This is a genomic window from Limnobaculum eriocheiris (genome assembly GCF_021010575.1).
Classification (GTDB): Bacteria; Pseudomonadota; Gammaproteobacteria; order Enterobacterales; family Enterobacteriaceae; genus Limnobaculum; species Limnobaculum eriocheiris.
This window is the reverse complement of record NZ_JAJNAG010000004.1, coordinates 161,624-180,854: the sequence shown is the minus strand read 5'-3', so window position 1 is coordinate 180,854 and position 19,231 is coordinate 161,624. Positions and strand designations below refer to the sequence as shown.

At 47.5% G+C, this 19,231-nt stretch carries 16 protein-coding genes; 9 read left to right on the top strand and 7 right to left on the bottom strand.

Annotated features, from left to right (window positions below):
- Positions 1 to 13 precede the first annotated feature (13 nt).
- The 3 genes from LPW36_RS03975 to LPW36_RS03965 all read left to right on the top strand — a co-directional run bounded on the left by LPW36_RS03975 (position 14) and on the right by LPW36_RS03965 (position 6,813).
- Positions 14 to 5,545: a hemagglutinin repeat-containing protein gene (locus LPW36_RS03975; RefSeq protein ID WP_230608172.1), complete on the top strand. Its 5,532-nt coding sequence runs from the start codon at positions 14 to 16 to the stop codon at positions 5,543 to 5,545.
- A complete protein-coding gene (locus LPW36_RS03970) occupies positions 5,542 to 5,847 on the top strand; it encodes a hypothetical protein (protein WP_230608171.1) in 306 nt (101 codons plus the stop codon). The genes LPW36_RS03975 and LPW36_RS03970 overlap by 4 nt, the downstream gene beginning before the upstream one ends.
- 387 nt (positions 5,848 to 6,234) lie before the next feature.
- Positions 6,235 to 6,813 (top strand): hypothetical protein, encoded by a 579-nt coding sequence (locus tag LPW36_RS03965; protein ID WP_230608170.1) that lies wholly within the window; start codon positions 6,235 to 6,237, stop codon positions 6,811 to 6,813.
- Between the two features lie 139 nt (positions 6,814 to 6,952).
- Here the strand turns inward: LPW36_RS03965 and kptA are convergent, their stop codons facing one another.
- Together kptA and LPW36_RS03955 are read right to left on the bottom strand one after the other, a co-directional pair.
- The gene (kptA, locus tag LPW36_RS03960) at positions 6,953 to 7,492 is read right to left on the bottom strand and encodes an RNA 2'-phosphotransferase (protein ID WP_230608169.1); all 540 of its coding nucleotides are present in this window, start codon (positions 7,490 to 7,492) and stop codon (positions 6,953 to 6,955) included.
- Between the two features lie 27 nt (positions 7,493 to 7,519).
- Positions 7,520 to 7,777, bottom strand: coding sequence for a helix-turn-helix domain-containing protein (locus LPW36_RS03955; protein WP_230608168.1), 258 nt, complete (start codon positions 7,775 to 7,777; stop codon positions 7,520 to 7,522).
- A 125-nt stretch (positions 7,778 to 7,902) separates the two neighbouring features.
- On the opposite strand from LPW36_RS03955, the gene LPW36_RS03950 reads away from it, so the two are divergent.
- Complete coding sequence (locus LPW36_RS03950) at positions 7,903 to 8,166, top strand: hypothetical protein (RefSeq protein ID WP_230608167.1); 264 nt, start codon at positions 7,903 to 7,905, stop codon at positions 8,164 to 8,166.
- Here the strand turns inward: LPW36_RS03950 and fldB are convergent.
- Positions 8,161 to 8,679 (bottom strand): flavodoxin FldB, encoded by a 519-nt coding sequence (gene fldB, locus LPW36_RS03945; protein WP_230608166.1) that lies wholly within the window; start codon positions 8,677 to 8,679, stop codon positions 8,161 to 8,163. The genes LPW36_RS03950 and fldB overlap by 6 nt on opposite strands.
- Positions 8,680 to 8,783: 104 nt before the next feature.
- On the opposite strand from fldB, the gene xerD reads away from it, so the two are divergent.
- From xerD to LPW36_RS03920, 5 genes are all read left to right on the top strand, one after another.
- Positions 8,784 to 9,683, top strand: coding sequence for a site-specific tyrosine recombinase XerD (gene xerD / locus LPW36_RS03940; protein ID WP_230608165.1), 900 nt, complete (start codon positions 8,784 to 8,786; stop codon positions 9,681 to 9,683).
- 37 nt (positions 9,684 to 9,720) lie between these two features.
- Entirely contained in the window at positions 9,721 to 10,458 is a 738-nt protein-coding gene (gene dsbC / locus LPW36_RS03935; RefSeq protein WP_230608179.1) for a bifunctional protein-disulfide isomerase/oxidoreductase DsbC, read from the top strand.
- Positions 10,459 to 10,553: 95 nt separating this feature from the next.
- Positions 10,554 to 12,284 (top strand): single-stranded-DNA-specific exonuclease RecJ, encoded by a 1,731-nt coding sequence (gene recJ, locus LPW36_RS03930; protein ID WP_230608164.1) that lies wholly within the window; start codon positions 10,554 to 10,556, stop codon positions 12,282 to 12,284.
- A 479-nt stretch (positions 12,285 to 12,763) separates the two neighbouring features.
- Positions 12,764 to 13,570, top strand: a complete 807-nt coding sequence (locus tag LPW36_RS03925; protein ID WP_230608163.1) for a DUF937 domain-containing protein — start codon at positions 12,764 to 12,766, stop codon at positions 13,568 to 13,570.
- The gene (locus LPW36_RS03920) at positions 13,571 to 13,987 is read left to right on the top strand and encodes an OmpA family protein (protein ID WP_338085961.1); all 417 of its coding nucleotides are present in this window, start codon (positions 13,571 to 13,573) and stop codon (positions 13,985 to 13,987) included.
- Positions 13,988 to 14,042: 55 nt separating this feature from the next.
- Here LPW36_RS03920 and LPW36_RS03915 read toward each other — a convergent pair whose 3' ends face one another.
- From LPW36_RS03915 to hpaX, 4 genes are all read right to left on the bottom strand, one after another.
- Entirely contained in the window at positions 14,043 to 14,984 is a 942-nt protein-coding gene (locus tag LPW36_RS03915; protein ID WP_230608162.1) for a p-hydroxyphenylacetate 3-hydroxylase reductase component, read from the bottom strand.
- A 23-nt stretch (positions 14,985 to 15,007) separates the two neighbouring features.
- On the bottom strand, positions 15,008 to 16,177 hold the full coding sequence (locus tag LPW36_RS03910) for a p-hydroxyphenylacetate 3-hydroxylase oxygenase component (RefSeq protein ID WP_230608161.1): 1,170 nt from the start codon (positions 16,175 to 16,177) through the stop codon (positions 15,008 to 15,010).
- Positions 16,178 to 16,383: 206 nt separating this feature from the next.
- Positions 16,384 to 17,316, bottom strand: coding sequence for a 4-hydroxyphenylacetate catabolism regulatory protein HpaA (hpaA, locus tag LPW36_RS03905; RefSeq protein WP_230608160.1), 933 nt, complete (start codon positions 17,314 to 17,316; stop codon positions 16,384 to 16,386).
- A gap of 511 nt (positions 17,317 to 17,827) precedes the next feature.
- Positions 17,828 to 19,216 carry a 4-hydroxyphenylacetate permease gene (hpaX, locus tag LPW36_RS03900; RefSeq protein WP_420844711.1) on the bottom strand — a complete coding sequence of 463 codons (1,389 nt, stop codon included), beginning with the start codon at positions 19,214 to 19,216 and terminating at the stop codon, positions 17,828 to 17,830.
- Positions 19,217 to 19,231 lie beyond the last annotated feature (15 nt).

Genomic DNA, 19,231 nt, shown 5'->3' with positions numbered 1-19,231 from the left:
CAGCGGCGGGAATATGTCCATCGGTCGACTGCTTGATGAAAACGGCAATGCCACCGGGATGGGGGATGTGCTGAATAACCACAGTGCAACGATTGAGGCGCTGGGGGATTTACGGTTGTCGATGGGGCAGGTGAATAATGTTAATGATAACTTCAAAACTGAAGTGCGTGAAATCTCACGCGAGAGTAAGTTTGAATACAGCGTTGTAGGTGACACGACACGCTACCCGAAAGAGATAGTGACCTACGATTTTGATGAGCAGGTCAGACGCATCCGCATTCAGGGTATCCCTAACCGGTACTTTGAAACACATTTCGAGTATGTTTATGACTATATCATCAGTGAAAGTGTTATCACGGAAACCGACCCGGCCAAAATTTTAGCCGGCGGTAATCTGCTGATGGCTGCAAATACGGTCAATAATGATAAAAGCCAAATTGTTGCGGGTAATGTTCTGAGTATTGAAGCAAATATCCTGAATAACGTGGACGTTACTGGTCAGCGTTACATTGATGAAATTGGTCGTGTGTGGAAATACACCCGTAATGTGAAACATCAGGCAGACGATACACAGAAGATAGATAAGTTACCTTATAACCCTGCCACTGTGATTCAGGATATCACGTTACATCCGTCTGAAATTTTAAATCACACCCAGTCTGACGGCAGCGGAAGGACCTCGATTGATGGCCACCAGGAGGGGGCAGCGCCTAATAGCGGTATTAACGGTATCAATATAGAGCGGGTGAGTATTCAAGTACCGGGTGTGGACGGTATCCAGGATGTCAGCGTGGTGACGCGTCCACCAGGTCTGAATCTGATATTACCCAATGCCAGTCTGTATAAAATTAATCCGGCGGTGGGTAGCCGGTATCTGATAGAAACTGACCCTCAGTATACCCAACTCAGGCGCTGGCTGGGTTCGGACTATATGACCAGCCGCTTACAGGCTGACCCGAATAATATGCATAAACGTCTGGGGGATGGTTACTATGAACAGCGGCTAATTAGCGACCAGATAATTAACCTGACCGGACAGCGTTTTTTAAACGGCTACGCTAATGATGAAGAGCAATATATGGCGCTGATGAACAGCGGCGTGGAGTTTGCTCAGAAGTATCACCTGTCATTAGGTATCGCCCTGACGCCACAGCAGATGGCTAACCTGACCTCAGACATCGTTTGGCTGGTTAGTCGTGACGTGACGTTGCCGGATGGCTCGGTCCAGACGGTTCTGGTGCCGCAGGTGTACGCCATGGTCAGGCCTCAGGATATCGACGGCAGTGGTGCGCTTTTGGCCGGTAAGCAGGTGAATCTGCAACTGACCAGTGATTTAGTGAATCAGGGGCGCATTCTGGCGGGGGATAAGCTGAACGTGCTGGCGCAGAATATTCAAAACAGGGGCGGCAGTATCAGCGGTAATGATGTGGCGCTGCTGGCGAATAACGATATCAATAATATTGGCGGACTGATGCAGGGTAATGACCGCCTGAGGCTTCAGGCCGGACATGATATTAACCTTATTACCACCATGACGCACGGGGAAAAGGCCGGACGTAATGGGTCTTCTTATACGGCTATCAATCAGGTGGCAACGCTTTCGGTTAACAACGACAGCGGCGTATTACAGCTTTCTGCGGGTAATGATATTAATCTGACAGCGACGCTGATGAGCAACGTCGGTCAAAACAGCGAGACGTCCATCGCGGCGGGTCACGACCTGAATCTGAATACGGTGACGGTGGCTAAACAGGCAGAGTTTTATAAAGACAAAAATGACTACCGCCGGGAATCGACTTCGTCAGAGGTGGGGAGTCAAATTATCGGCAACGGCGACATCACCCTGTCAGCGAAAAATGATATCAATGCCCGAGCGGCGCAGGTAGAGGCCGGTGGTCAGTTGGAGGTGGTGGCTGGAAACAATCTGACGATTACCGCCGGTGAGTCAACGGAAGACCTGAGCGAACATTCAAAGCACAGTAGCCGGGGGCGTTTTGGCACCAAACTCACCTCGGAAAGCCATGATGAGCTGCATGGCATTTCGGGGGTAAGCAGCAACTTTAGCGGTGACTCGGTGGTGATGAAGGCCGGTAACGACCTGTTGGTTCACGGAAGCCAAGTTACCGGAACCCATGATGTTTCGCTCAGTGCCGGAAATGACCTGACTATTGATACCGCAGCGGAAAAGCGGGATGAGATGCATTTTTCTCATACCACCAAATCGGGTCTGATGGGCAGTGGAGGCATAGGTTTTACCGTAGGTAAGATAGATGAAAAATCCACCAATACCACCCACGGCATCGGCAACTTGAGCAGTATTGTGGGCAGTACTGAGGGCAATGTTACCCTGAGTGCAGGAAACAATCTGACCGTTAAAGGTTCAGATGTTATAGCTCAACAAGACATAAGCATGGTGGGTAAAAACGTCACCGTTGAGTCGGTGGATAATCAGACCCGTATTCACGACAAATATGAGCGCACCCAGTCGGGGGTGACCGTGGCGTTGTCCGGTGCAGTGGGCGGTGCGCTAAATGCGGCCGTGACCGAAGCGAAACAGGCGCAGGATACTCACGACAGTAAGATTAAAGCATTGCAGGAAATCAAGGCCGCCTTGTCGGCGGTGCAGGCAGTGCAGGCCGGTATGATGGACCTGCCCAAAGACAGTGAAGGCTTTGTGGGTATCAGCATTTCCGGTGGTACTCAGCGTACTGAATCCACCACCGATACCAAAATTCGGGCAGCGCAGGGTTCTACCATTGCGGCAGGTAACAATCTGTCCATGACCGCCACCGGCAACGGTGAGAAGGGCGTTGATGGTGATATCACCATTAAAGGCTCCACCCTGAATGCCGGTAACACTATGCTACTTGACGCCAACCGGGACGTTAACCTGCTGGCGGCGGCGAACACTCAGAAAACCGACAGTGAAAACCAGAGCTACGGCGGTAACGCTGGGGTCAGCTTTGGTGTTGGTGGGGGTAAAAATGGCCTGCGCTTCTTTGCGGATGCCAACTTCTCCAAAGGCAATATGCATGCAGACGGCCTGTACTGGAGCGAGAGTCAGTTAGAAGCCGGTAATCATCTGACCATTATTAGCGGCCGGGATACCAATCTGATTGGTGCACTGGCGAAAGGGGAATCTGTCATGATGGACGTGGGCCGCGACCTGACCGTGCGTTCATTGCAGGACACCGATGACTACAGCTATGAGCAATACTCACTCAATATCGCAGGCAGCTACGGCACTGGTTTTGACGGCAGCCTGGGCTTCACCATGGATAAGATGGACAGCACCTGGGCCAGCGTGAATGAGCAGAGCGGGATTTATGCAGGTCTTGGCGGTTATGACATTACCGTGGGTAAACACACCCAGTTAGACGGTGCGGTAATTGCGTCTGACGCCACGCCGGATAAAAACAGTCTGGACACCGGTACGTTAGGCTGGAGTGATATTAAGAATAAGGCAGATTATGACGTCAGCCATGTGTCGATGAGTATTGGTTCGGGCGGCGGTGCACCGTTTGGGTTCCCGGGGGTGCCGGGAACACCGATTGTGGTCGCTTACGGTGATAGCGCCAGTAGCACCACCCACGCGGCGATAGCGGATGGTTCTATCACTGTTCGTGATAAAGATAATCAGCAGCAGGATATTGCCAAGCTCAGTAATGACACGGCGAATGCGGCCAACCCGCTGGATAAAATCTTCAATGCTGAAGAAGAGATGCGGAATCTGGAAGCCATCAATCTGGCGGGGCAGATTGTTTCGCAGGTGACGAGTATTGCCACCAATATTGGGGTGAAGAACGCGCAGGATGAAGCGAAGGCCAGTATGGAAGCTGCATCGAAAGACCCCGTTATTCAGGCGCAGGCCAGAGAGAATTTAGCGAAACAGGATATCACGAACCCATCGCAGGAGCAGTTGAACAAGGCCACGTATGATGTGGTGTATCAGGCTGCCTATGAAAGACAGATGGAAACCTATGGCACGGGCAGCAATGTTGGTCGTGCGATACAGGCGGCGGGTGCGGCACTGACGGTAGCGATGGGTGGTGGTAGTGCGGGGAATGCGGCTGCGGCAGCTTCTGCGCCGTTACTGGCTCAGGGCGTGAAGCGGCTGGCGGATGAGAATTTCCCGGTGGATAAAGAGCACCCGGATAATGCGAACCTGCTGGCGAAGGTAATTGGTCATGCCATCGTGGGTCTGGCGGTTGCGGAGGGTTCAGGTAATAATGGTCTGTCTGGTGCATTGGGTGCGGCCAGTGGTGAGCTGATAGCCAAAACTATTGCTGAGGATCTGTACCACAAAGATCCGACAAAGCTGACGGAAGCTGAACGTCAATTTATCGCTAATATGACCTCAATTGCCACCGGCGTGGCGGCGGGTTTAATTGCTGATAATACGGCGGATGCGGGGACGGCTGCTTTGGCGGCGTATAACGCGGCCACGAACAACTACCTTAGCCAGCCGGAAAAAACTGAACTTGAGATAGCGAAGCAGAAACTTAACGACCCTGACCCGTTAGTGCGAGAAAAAGCGCAGCAAGATTATGACCGATTAATGGAGAAAGATATCTCCAGCGATCAGGCGGTGATAGATGCTTGTGGAAATGGTCAGGCGGGAAGTGCTGGTTGTGCCAGTGCCAGACAAGATGCGGCAGCAGCAAGAGATAGCTATGAAACGGGTTCGTATAACTCGCAGGCTAAAAAACAATATGCTGATGCTTATGGTCAGGTAGTTAATCTGTTAAATAGTACTTCGGTAGATGCTCAACATAAAGAGCAGGTTACGGATGGTCTGGCTCGTTACTTTATGGCGGCAACGGGTGTAGATTATGAAACGGCACGAGCCTATGCTGCGACCAAGCAAGGCATGGATGTCATTGTTGCTTCTGTAGCGTTGGGAGTTAACTTACAAACGGTACATTCGTATTTGGCAGCTGAAGGGGCGGTTTCGGCGGCTATTGCGGCAAAAGGGGCGACAAAACCTTCTTATAATTGGTCTTCAGGTGAGGGCGCGTTTAGTCCGAAATCAAACGGGAAAATTGTTGATGTTGAGTATCCTGGCGGTAAGTATGATGGTAATTCGTTGCCTTATGGCAAAGTTGGTGGATTAGATGTTTCTGAGCGTGGTATTTCTAAAATTATACAATCATATGGACCTAATGATGCGGGTCCGTTAGGGAATGCTAATGATGTTTGTAGTCCAGCAGCAACATTTAGAAGCGGTACTTATACTGAAAAAGTAACAGAAACAGACATGTATTTTTATAGGGATTATGGTGGGAGTGCTAAAGAAAATGGTCGTTTTTGGACTCCAGAACCGTCGAGGGGACCTTTGCAGTCACAGTTAGATAGTGCTGTTTTACCTGAGTGGGGTAATACTTTTGAAAATCAAGCAATAATAAAAGTACCTAAAGGTACTACATACTATGAAGGGCCTGCTGCTGCACAAACTGGAACAGAAGGAACAAACCCAACTTTACACGGGGGAGGAACTCAGATATTCCTTCCATCAGTAAATAATGACTGGATAATTAGAAAATGAATGCAAAAGAATTAATTGAGAAATGGATTAATGGAAAATGTTCATTTTATTTTTTTCTTCCTGATGGCCCTTATGGAAGACCTTTTGACAATCAATATAGTATTGAAGAAATTAATATAGAAAATGATGGCCTTGAAATTATTTTTTCAGATGAGATTATTTTACAATTTAAAGGACAACTATCTGTTATAAATGAAGGGGATAATTTGTTGATTCACAATTTCACAGAGTGTCTTTTTCAAGTGAAAAATATTTGTGTAAAAAAATATGATAGTGGAGACGTTACTCTGAATGGTTTTTGAAAATGCAAAAAAATGGAGGTTTCAGTGTAAGTATCCCACACAATAGACCCATTCACATTTAGAGATTTCCGGCATATTTATTTTATCAACAAAGGAGGTCACTATGCGTAAAGTACGATTCACTGAACATCAGATTATTGCCGTTCTTAAATCAGTGGAGGCCGGACGTACTGTCAAAGATGACTGAAACCTCAAAAACGCATGGAATTAAAATGGGGCTATTTACAGTAGCGGATTAGGTAAGACTGTTATAAATTAACCAACCTTACTGGTTAAAAGAGAAAGTAAGGTTTATTTAGAAATAAGTTTTAATTCTACCGGTCAGAGCATATAGGTTATGTTTTAATATAAAGTTAAGCGTAAGTATTCATAAGGAGATAAATAAAAATGAGCACCGATGAAATATCTGTAACTTACACAATGAGCGTTAAGGAAAGAGTTAAAGCTCAGAAAAAAATAAAAGACTCTACCATACACGAAAAAGTAATGGGGTATTTTGGGGTACATACATTGGGGATGCTTTTGGTTGCTTCAGCAGGCATAACAGTGGTTGCAATAATTATAACATTTTGGAAGGCATATGATTTAATGGAAAACAGAATTGCTCTATATGCAGCAGTTGGTGCTTTTATTCTTTCGTTATTCTTTAATTATATACGTGAAGAGTTATTCAAGTCTTCTATGAATAAAAATGAATCGAAAGAAAAAGCATATGCTAAATACGCAGTCACAGTAACAGTACATCCGGACTTTATTTGTCAGGGTAATGATAAATATGAAGCCCGAACTTTTTGGCGTTTTATTTCGAAGATCTACCTAAAAGACGAATTCATCTTTATTTGTAATAAAGAAAATTATTTTACCGTTATTCCTCTAAGGGCATTTTTAAGTCCTGAGGATGGGCAGAATTTTATTACGTTGGCAAAGCATTATCTCAGTGAAAAAGGGGATTCTGCACCTTTATAATCTCTTAATGAGAACTGCGAGTAATGGCCCACTGCACTCCAGAAAGATTAAAACTCAGCAGTGGATGAGTAGAGAAAATGACATCATAAGCATGATGTTCATTGTATAAACAATGAGTTTTTACCCATAATTGATCTGGTTAATCAATAAATCTCACTGGCACTGACCCACTCAACCAAACCCCATTCTCCGCCCGATAAAACACCAACCTCTGCTGGTACATCTCCAGCGCCCTAATTTTTAACACCACAGGCTTACCGTGTCGTTGTCCGACGGTTACTGCCGTGGCTTCGTCCGCCGACAGATGCACATATTGACGCGACCCCGAAATCAACCCCTGCTCGCGAATAGCATTCAGAAAACGGGTCGCGGTGCCATGATATAAAAACTCAGGTGGAACCTGCTCTTCATAACGAATATCAACCTGGGATGACGAGTGCCCCTGAACGGCCCGGATCCGTAGGCCATCTTCTGAAATGGCAAATCGTTTTTTATCGCTGGTTTCAACCACTGACTGAATCAATGGCGGGTCAAAACGCTTACCCTCTTTAGCGGCGCAGGTAATTAAAGTATCAATATCTGCCCATCCTTCGCTATCCAGCGTTAATCCGATAGCTTCTGGCTGATGGCGTAGAACAAAACTTAAAAACTTACTGATGTCGGCGTGTTGTTTATCCATATCTTTTTGCCCTGAAAGATTCCCTTCTTAATCAACGTGTTTGACTTTATATAATGCCAGAATTGCCTCGGCAAACTTATCATCAACGGTATAAAAATAGCATTCCGGTACATTAAGCACTTTGGCGATCGAACACATCATTTCAAATGTAGGGCGGTAAGTCCCGCTTTCATACTGAGAAACGCGTGAGCGCGCGGTGGATTCATCAATTCCGGCCAAAACCCCCAATTTTTCTTGAGTCAGACGAGCTTTTTTTCTGGCAGCCTTTAGACGTTTTGGCAGCATGACATCAACCATCAATTAAACACATTGACGATATGTTTAGCATCCCTTAACATTTAGGTTGTTTAGAATAACTGAACAAATTCTGTAAAATGTTTCAGATAATAGGGACATACGAGGTTAATCAAATGGTTAAACAACACTTGCTGCAACAATTTGTTATAATTGAACGAGTAACTTATTTGCACCGGTCCGATTTCGGTCTGAAATTGCTGGCAGTAAGATATTCAGTGGAAGAGGCCGAAGCATTGGTGCAGCAACTCAGGCAATCCTATCGGCAGAATGAACATAATCTGATTAGCTTTCTCTACTTACAAGTCGATAACGCCTTGCTTAAACAGCGATTAGGCGTGAATCATCTCGCAGAGAGTGGCACTGAGTATCAGTTATAACAGCGCCTGCATCTCACCTAATATTTGTTCGCACCAGTTCTCAATACGTTCATCGCTGGCGTCATACTGCACCACATCATCCAGCGCCAAACCAACAAACTGAGTGCCGTCCGGCGTAACGGCTCTTTGACTGGTAAAGTTATAACCTTCGGTTGGCCAGTAACCAATAAATTTAACCCCCATTGGTTTAAGATGGTCGTGCAGCATACCCAGTGCGTCCAGAAACCATTCGCTATAGCCTTCCTGATCGCCCATGCCGTAAAGCGCTACGATTTTACCGTGCAGGTCAACGCGTTCCAGCGCTCCCCAGACCTTATCCCAGTCTTCCTGCAGTTCGCCAAAATCCCAGGTAGGAATACCCATGATCAGTATTGGATACTGTTCTATCAGGGTAACGGGGTCGTCTTTAACGTTGTGCAGAACCACTAAATCTTCACCGAGAACATCGCGGATTTTTTCTGCCGCCATTTCGGTATAACAGGTACTGGAACCATAAAACAGGCCGATCTTCATGGTGTATATCGCTTTATTACAGGTAGAAGTTTAGGGAGAAGTATACCAGATAGGGTATTATCAGACATCATTAAGCAAAAGGTCGTGTCAGCGAAGGAGGAAAGGTGGCGCAGGATAACACAATTCTGATTGAACAATTTCTGGATGCGCTCTGGCTGGAACGCAATCTGGCAGAGAATACGCTGGCATCTTATCGTCTGGATTTACGGGCCTTAAGCGAATGGTTACAGGCTCACGACCTGACGCTGGAAAACGCGCAGGCATTAGATCTGCAATCGTTTCTGGCAGACAGAGTCGATGGTGGATATAAGGCAACCAGCTCGGCGCGTATGTTAAGCGCAATGCGGCGGCTGTTTCAGTATCTGTATCGTGAGAAAATCCGTAGTGATGACCCTTCGGCTTTGCTCTCTTCGCCAAAACTACCACAGAGATTGCCTAAAGATTTAACCGAATCTCAGGTAGAATCGCTGTTGCAAACCCCCCGCACTGAAGAACCGATTGAACTGCGCGATAAAGCCATGCTGGAAGTGCTGTATGCCACCGGGTTGCGGGTGTCTGAACTGGTCGGTTTGACCATCAGTGATGTCAGCCTGCGTCAGGGGGTGGTGCGGGCCATTGGTAAAGGTGATAAAGAACGGCTGGTTCCCCTGGGGGAAGAGGCGGTTTACTGGCTTGAACAATATCTTCAGTATAGTCGACCATGGTTGATCAATGGCGGCACACTGGATATCCTGTTCCCCAGCAAACGCGGGCAGAAAATGACCCGCCAGACATTCTGGTATCGCATTAAACATTATGCGGTGCTGGCTGGTATCGACAGTGAGGCACTTTCGCCTCACGTATTGCGACATGCATTTGCGACACATTTATTGAATCATGGTGCAGATTTGCGTGTCGTACAGATGCTATTAGGTCACAGTGATTTGTCGACCACCCAGATCTATACTCATGTAGCAACCGAACGGTTGAAACAGTTACACCAACAGCACCATCCCCGGGCCTAACCGGATGGGCTCGGACTGATACTCCAAAGGAAAAATGATGAAGAAAGGTTTATTGCTATTAACGCTGGCGCTGACAGCATTCACTTCCGCAGTTCAGGCGGATGATGCGGCGATTAAGCAGGCTCTGCAACAGAAGCTTGGCGCCACTCAGATAGAGATTCTGCCATCCCCTATTGCCGGGTTGCAGACCGTGCTGACTGAGGGTGGGGTACTTTATGTCTCCAGCGATGGTAAACATATTCTGCAAGGACCTTTATATGACATCAGCGGGCCGGTGCCGGTTAATGCCACTTCCGATCAGTTAGGGCCAATTCTGTCCAAGCGTATGGAAGCTCTGAAAGATGAGATGATCATTTATAAAGCACCACAGGAAAAATATGTAGTGACCATTTTTACCGACATTACCTGCGGTTACTGCACCAAATTACACAAAGAAATGTCCGGTTATAATGACTTAGGTATTACCGTTCGTTATCTGGCTTATCCACGTCAGGGCGTTGAATCAGATGCAGAGAAGAAAATGGCTTCCATTTGGTGTGCATCTGACCGTATGACCGCTTTTGATGATGCAATGGCCGGTAAAGCGGTAAAACCTGCCAAGTGTAATATTGATATTAAACGTCATTATGAGCTGGGGTCGCTGTTCGGTATTCAGGGTACGCCAGCTATCGTTGTCGATGGAACCACCGTACTTTCCGGCTATAGCGCACCAAGCGATCTGAAAGCGACGCTGGATGCCTATACCGCTCATAAAAGCGGTGTAAAAGTTAACTAATTCTTTCGTTAGTCGCCCGCAGCGGTTGGTTCTACTGCTGCGGGTACTGCTTTTTGCGTTCCGCTGTAAACATCAGGTTTAAATACGCTTTCGCTATGAATAAAACACAATTACGTCGTCGTCCTCAGGTTGACAGCAGCACTCTGCCATCGACAATCCCACCGCTATTGCGTCATTTATATGCCTCCCGTGGGGTAACGGATGCCAGCCAGTTGGATAAAGGTGCCAGAAGTTTGCTGGGTTATCAGCAACTGGATGGTATTCAGCAAGGAGTTGATTTGCTGTTGGCGGCGCTGAAGGATAAACGTCAGATTGTTATTGTGGGTGATTTTGATGCAGATGGGGCAACCAGCACGGCGTTAAGCATTCTGGCGCTGCGCAGTATGGGATTCCCCCGGGTGAATTATCTGGTGCCTAACCGATTTGAAGATGGTTATGGTCTGAGCCCGGAAGTGGTTGAGCAGACCGCCGAACTGGGGGCAGAACTGATTGTCACCGTTGATAACGGTATCTCTTCCCATGCCGGGGTTGATAGCGCCCATGCCAAAGGTATTCAGGTGTTGGTTACTGACCACCATCTGCCGGGTGAGGTTTTACCCGCTGCGGAAGCCATTATTAATCCAAACTTAGCTAACTGTGAGTTTCCCTCCAAATCTCTGGCGGGAGTTGGCGTTGCTTTCTATTTGATGCTGGCGTTGCGGGCGCGGTTACGCGAAGAAAAATGGTTTGAACTGCAAGGCATTGCGGAACCTAATCTGGCAGAACTGCTGGACTTAGTGGCGCTGGGCACTGTAGCGGATGTGGTTCCTCTGGATGCTAATAACCGGATACTGGTGCATCAGGGGCTTAACCGTATTCGCGCCGGGCAGTGTCGTCCGGGCATTAAGGCATTGCTGGAAGTCTCCAAACGCGATGCCAGACAGCTAACGGCGAACGATATGGGCTTCTCGCTGGGGCCACGGCTGAATGCGGCAGGGCGTCTGGATAATATGTCTATCGGCGTTGAGCTGTTGCTGTGTGACGATATGTCTGAAGCGCGCGGAATGGCAAGCGATCTGGATACCCTGAATCACACGCGCCGTGAGATTGAACAGGGAATGCAGGTTGAAGCACTGGCCCTGTGCCAGCAGCTTGAACAAAACGAAGCAGAACTCCCTTACGGTGTGGCGATGTACCATCCTGAATGGCACCAGGGGGTAGTGGGTATTCTGGCATCGAGAATTAAAGAGCGTTTTTATCGCCCGGTAATTGCGTTTGCTCCGGCAGGTGACGGTATTCTTAAGGGGTCCGGGCGCTCCATTGCCGGATTGCATTTGCGCGATGCCCTTGAACGATTAGATACGCTTTATCCCGGGTTAATGCTGCGGTTTGGTGGTCATGCTATGGCTGCCGGGCTATCCCTTGAAGAATCCCGATTCAGCGAGTTTCAGCAGCGTTTTACCGATTTGATTGGTGAATGGTTGGACCCTTCTGCACTGGAAGGCGTTATCTGGACCGACGGTGAATTGGAAAATGCTTTACTGACGCTGGATACCGCTGAACTGTTACGTGATGGCGGTCCCTGGGGGCAGTCGTTTCCGGAACCGGTATTTGATGGTCAGTTTAAAATTTTACAGCAGCGGCTGGTTGGTGAACGTCATTTGAAGCTTACCGTTGAACCTTTGGGCGGCGGCATGCTATTAGATGGTATTGCATTCAATATTGATACGACTCAGTGGCCGGATGCCAGTATTAAACAAGCTACTATTGCTTATAAACTGGATATTAATGAATATCGCGGGAATCGTAATGTTCAATTAATGATTCAGCATCTATGGGGTAATTAATTTAAGTTAAATAAATTCAGTCTTTATTTTACTTAGGTCAGACACAATAACCACACTTGTGATAATCAGTCGCTGTAATGCACCTATTTTACCGAGTAATGCATTTATTAGAATAAAAAAAATAACGAGAAGTTATCTTTTACTGCGAAACTATTATCAACCAGTGAGAGAGAAATTGCGCTTTAATTCCAATTAAAATCATGCTGTTAGATTGGTCATGCTCAGGGCTAATACTATTTTTAACTATTTAGGCTATTCCTGTAAACAATCTATTGTAGGACAAATACCCGAGCTGAACCTAAATAGATTGACGTTTCCTGTTTCTTTCTCTTAAGCTCCCTCCCGTTAATTATTTCCTTTAATAATTAAACCGGCAATAAGATGATTAACCTCATTAATAATTTAACTAACTTCTATATTTATAGTGAACTGTAATGGTTTGTTATAAATACTATTTATCCAAGGATAGATGAATAACAATGGACAATATAATTAAGCTACTGACTGCCAATGTAACACCGCAGCTAATCGAAAAATTATCTCATTCTTTGGGAGAGAAAGAGAGCGGTCTGGGACTGGCATTACCCAGCGTTTTTCCTGTCGTTTTAGAGCAGGTGAGAAATTACCTGAAACATTCAAATAGCTCACACGAGTTTATTACTGAATTAGAGGAAATTCCTGAGTTTAATATTAATAGTCTTATTGATGGCAATCATCATCAGAGCGATAAGTTATCCTCACTGATGGCGATGATCACCGGTAAAATGCCTGAAATTACTGATAAAGTGGCTTCAGTATTTAATCTGAACGGTAGTTCCGCCAAGATGCTGTTAACCGTTGCTAGTGGTATGGTGATGAACGCGCTGAGAGATTATGTGAATAATCGCGCGACTCAATCTATTTCACTGAAAGGATGGTTATCTTCACAGGCTCACCTGATTTCTGCCGAACTGCCGGTTCAGTTCCAGTCATTCTCCAGTGATGAAGTGATTAAGCAAAATACCGTTAAGGTAGCTGCTCCGGCTAAACCATTACTGAACCCGGATGCACCAATCAAGCCAACGCCAAAATTACCCGAGAAGAAAAAGGGCGGCGGAAAATGGTGGCTGCTTCTGCTGTTACTGTTGGTTCTGGCGGCAGTTTATTTCCTGCGTAGCTGTGGTACCACTAAAGAGAGCACTCCGGTAGTGATTACACCACCAGCGGCTACCACTCAGGTAACTGTGGGAAGCCTGTGGGGCAACCTGGGTGACTTTTTCCGTAAGTTATTACCAGATGGTAAATAGCTGAATATTCCACAGTACGGCGTTGAAAATAAACTGATTGAGTTTATTGAAAGCAGTGCACCGGTAGACAGCACTACCTGGTTCTTTTTCGACCGTTTACTGTTCAAAACCAACAGCGCTCAACTGGAGCCGCAGTCTGATGAACAACTGAATAACATCGTTGCGATTCTGAAAGCATATCCAAATGTGAAGTTGAAGCTGGGTGGCTATACCGATAACACCGGTACTGAAGAAATTAACCTGAAATTATCTCAGGATCGTGCAGATTCTGTACGTGCTCAGATGATTCAACTGGGTGCTGATGCCAGCCGCCTGGAAGCTAAAGGTTATGGTTCAGAACATCCGGTAGCGCCAAACGATACTGACGAAAATCGTGCTAAAAACCGTCGTATTGATATTTTAGTTATCGAGAAGTAATGCATTAATCTCTCTCAACCTGTTTTACAGGTTGAGAGAGAGTTTCAATCACTCATCATCGCAGTGCAATAATTCCTTTTAGCACCTTACGTAATGTTTCCACCTCTTCTTCCGTGAACGCTGATAACACATGTTCCTGCTGTCTGGCTGCAATATCCCATAGCATTTCAGCCTGAGTATTACCCGCATCCGTCAGGCGATAGCCGTTTTGAGTATGGATGACCAATCCTTTTCGGCACAGATTATCTTCCGCCTCATCAATTTCACGGTCCGGCATCGCAGCCTCGGTTAACAGGCGGGAACGTTCCAGTTCAGCATCATTCTCCAGCACCATCAGCATACGGGCTTCATTGGCGCGTAAACCGGTAGAAAGCTGTTTAGGCTGATAGTCAGCCTGATAGCTGCGTAATGCCTGAGTGAGCAGATAGAAGATATTGTTACGCAGCCTGCCCTGAAAAGTACTCGGCGAGGTGCAGCACTCCTCTTTCTTTTGCACGCGTGGATAGGGCAGGACCATCGAGTAAGAGCCCTGATGGTAAACCAGCGGTGAACGGCCACAGTCATCAAAAGCGACCACTTTTCCGATCATAATCCAGTGGTCACCGCCATCGACCTGCTGATATTTTTCGCACTGAAAACGGGCCGAACAATCAATAAACAGCGGCGCACCGCCAACACCGGTTTCAGTGTTGACACCAGCAAACTTATCGTCCTGTGGGCGGGCAAACTGGTTAGACAGATTGACCTGATCCGCTGCCAGCACATTAATGGCAAAGTGAGTTGCCTGCTCAAATACCGGGTAGCTACCGGATCGCTTATCAATGCTCCATAGCACCAGCGGTGGATCGAGAGAGACAGAGTTAAAACTATTGGCGGTGACTCCGACTTTAGTTCCGTCAGGCAAAGCCGCCGTTACAATGGTTACGCCGGTTGCAAAGTTACCCAGAGCGCGACGGAAAGCGCGCGGGTCCAGAGTATTATCAGCATGGGTTGTCATGAAGCAGGACTCCTTTTCTCATCTCAAACCATGGTTGGATCGGGTTCCAGCCCCATCAGCTCGCGGCCGAGGATCTGTGAACAGATGTCGTAGTCGGTGTAGGCATGTGCCGCCGTCATATGTGAATCGCGGAACAGGCGCTGCATTTCATTGTGTTCCATCCAACTGGTTGCTCCGGCGGCGCTGAACAGGCGATCTACGGCTTCCACGCACATTTTTACCGCATAGGCCTGATTGGTACGCCAGTTAGTGAGGGTTGCACGGGTTGGATATTGATGGTTACGGCCATGTTCGGCATGCTCTTCCCAGGTTTTTTCCAGAAATGCACGGGCTGCGCCAACCTGATGGGTTGATTCCGCCAGACGCATCAGCGCTGGTGTGGCGGTACCGACTTTCGCACCGGTGTAAGCACGCACCCGGTTTTGGGTTTTCTCTTTGAATGCCACCAGCATACGTTCGGCAACCCCAAGGCTGATAGAGGCAAAGCCGCAGGCAAAATAGGGGCGATAAGGAGTATAGAAAATATCGCTGTCAGGATAGAGATCAAAACCGCTGGAGCGACCTTCCATCATGTCCTGTGCTGCTTCAATTCGATGGTTAGGTATAAAGGCATCTTTAATTACCAGCGTTTTGGAGCCACTGCTGCGCATACCAATGGCATACCAGTCATCGCGGATTTCATAATCGCTGCGTGGGATCACACCAAAGCTATAAATCAGTTCACCTTTGTCGTTTTCACGGCGCATACCGACAATAGCCCATTCTGCGTGGTCACAGCCGCTGCTCCAGCCCATTTCACCGCTGAGATAGACGCCACCATCTCCTTCGCGAATGGTACTGAATGGTGCGATACTGCTACTGGCGGTAGCATCCGGGTTATCTCCCCAGATTTCATCCTGTAGCTGTTTTGAGAACATCGCTAGTTGGTGGTTATGGGTACACAGCAGACTAAATGCCCAGGCGGTACCACCGCAGGCTCCGGCCAGTGCTGCTACGCAGTCGGTAAATTCAGGCAGGGATAGCTCCATGCCGCCATAGTGTTTTGGCTGAAATACGCGATGCATACCGATGCCTTTTAACAGGGCGATGTTTTCGTCAGGCACTTTTCGTTCCAGCTCTGCACGAGCTGCATTGGCGGCAATGGCCGGAAGAATAGGTTTTAACTTCTCAAGCATCGGGTTGGTCTTTTTCATAATCTGATTGCCTCCATGGTGTGTCAGTACGCTGTAGTGCGCTTTTTATTGTTCTCCCTTCGCCAGTTACGAAGGGGCTTTAATGTAGTGGTTAAAATAAATGTTATTTATTTGTTTAAATTTTGTTTTTATATTGAAACAAGATAACCACAGATAAAGAAGAGACTTTTAAGGTAATGACGGGTATTTTTCATGGGCTGACAGGATTAAGTCGTTGGTTCTGTCTGCTTATCGGAAAGAGAAACCCGACTCATGCGGTAACCAGTGGGAGAACTACCGGTCATTCGGTTAAAAAAGCGGGCGAAATAGGCCGGATCTTTGAAACCTAACTGATAGGCAATGGTATGAACTGAGTCGGTTGAAAACAGCAACGAACGTTTAGCTTCACTGATAATGCGCTCAAAAATGAGTCGCTTGGGCGGCATATTCGAGAAGCGGCGGCAGAGGTCGTTAAGTCGCGATTCCGTAATGCCAATCAGCTCTGCATAGTAGGGCACGTTATAGTGTTCCCTATAATGCTGGGCGATCAAAAAGTTAAAGCGCTGAAACAGCCTAATATTGCCTTTCACGTTACATATCGAGGACTCCAGCTCCTCAATATTGCGCAACAGTTGAATAAACAGCGCCTGAGAAAGCAGGATCAGCGTTTGCTCGCCTGGTCCGTCCTGCTGTTGAAATTCGGTGGCGATAAGTTGCCAGTAGGTTCTGATGGTGCTGAGTGCTTTATCCTGCCCGGATAATGACTGACAGATGGCTGGTAAATTTAACGCCCCCTGATTGCCGGGATAGAGTCTTTCTAATAGCGGCCAGACCAGTTCCTGATGCAGCGTCAGAACATGACCATCGCTATCAGATTTAGTATTGAACGCATGGGGAATGGAAGGCGGAGTAATAATAAACAGCGGCGCCTGAACCGAATAGTGCTGATCGTCAAGCTGTAGTTCAATTTGTCCGCTGTCTAAAAAATGTACCTGAAAATAGCAATCATGCCAGTGAACCTGCATATCCCGACCAAAAAACTCAGCCAGACGGGCAAAGGATTCATAGTGAACATCCCGTGATTCATAGCGGGCGTCATATACTTTGCTGATATCGATATTAGGAATAAAGGGCTGTGGGTGGTGGTTTTTATCGTTCATGGACGCCTCCCGTTTTTTTTGGTTTTTAATTGGTTTAAAAGAAAATTTAGTATTGAGTTTGTTTCGTCCACTGATTCTGTTGTGTTTGGATAGACCCTTGTGCAGGGAGGCATTAGGGCGAACTCACTTCGCGCCTTCGCACCTATATTCAAGTTGCCTACAGATAAACCTAATAAATCAGCACCTGTGAATATTCCGACCGTAATAACGCGGTGCTTATATCTGCACCGATAACGGTCGGTAAACCGTCTGTACTCAGCTATGGAACGCGTTGGGCCTGGCCGGGTTAGGGGCGCTTCGTTGGCTTACGCCAAGTCGACCCCAACACCCGTCCCTCCCAACGATTGGCTATTTTAAAACACAAAACTGAGCTATCAGGTTTTGTTATCAATCGGATACATCACCTCATGATGCAATCACGCTTTCGGGTCCGTACAGTTGTTTCAACTTAGCCGCAGAGTCTCTTTTGAATAAACTAAATTCTGATACTTCTGCGGCGTTATAAATAAATTTATGGTGTAGCCCTTGGTCTTGAGTGTTGCATCGGGATAAACCAAATGATGATGGCACCTACAATCAGCAATCCGGCGACGAAGTAGAGTCCGGAGGAGAAGCTGCCGGTCTGGTCTTTCAGAATGCCTATCAACAGTGGGCTTACCGCGGAGCCAACGTTGCCGGTGGCGTTGATAACTGCGATGCCAACGGCTCTGGCTCGCAGGCTGATGGATTGGTCTGGGGTTGTCCAGAAGATAGCCATCGCGGTAAATGAGCCAACCGAGGCCATAATAATACCCAGCAGTTGAACCATTGAGTGATTGGTTAATGACGCCAGAACCCAGCCACAGGCGGCGAAGATATACGGCAGTACGGTGTGGACTTTTCGCTCCTGCATTCGGTCGGAACGGCGGCTCCACCAAATCATTCCTGCTACGGTACAGAACTGAGGAATGGCGGTCAGAATACCAATCATAATGTTGCTGCTGCCCTGATTGAAGCTCTGCATTATCTGCGGCGTCCAGATATTAATGGCGCTCAGGGTATTGGTCAGGCAGAAGTAGGCCAGGGTGTACATTAGCACTACCGGGGATAGTACTTCCCGCCACAGGCTTTTTTGTTGCACGGCGTCATAACTGCGTGGGCCTTCCGGCTGAACTAAAGTCAGGCGGTCCGATTCCATCATGTCATGCAGGCATTTTTTGTCTTCATCGGTTAACCATTTGGCTTTTTGCGGGGTATCGTCCAGATAGAACCACACCACAATACCTAACAGTACCGATGGGAAGCCTTCCAGCAGGAATAACCACTGCCAGCCTTTAAGGTTCAGAATGCCATCCATCGACAGAATGTAGCCGGAGGCCAGTGAGCCGAGGGCCATGGTGACCGGCATGGCAATCATAAATAACGCATTGGCTCTGGCGCGGAAGAATGCCGGGAACCAGTAGGTCAGGTACACCAGAATTCCTGGCAGAAAGCCCGCTTCGGTAATACCCACCAGCATGCGTAGAATGTACAGGCTGGTAGGGCCGGTGGCGAACATGGTGGCAGTGGAGGCCAGCCCCCACAGCACCATGATGGTCGCTATCCAGCGTCGGGCGCCGACGATGCCGAGCATGATGTTGCTGGGTATACCGAAAGTTACATAGGTGGCATAGAACAGGGTGGCTGCAAGGCCAAACATGGTGGAAGACAGCCCCAGATCTTTACCCATGGTTAATCCGGCAAAGCCGATATTAATTCGGTCCAGAAATGAGAACACGAATAATACAAACAGGAAGATGATCACGCGACGGAATAGTTTCTTGATTACCGCCTGTTGTTGTGGTGTATGGGTGGTGTGCTGCATATCCGGTGAGGTTGAGCTGCCACCTGTATTGTTGTGTAGAGATTCTGTATTGTTCATAGGCTTCTCGGTTTG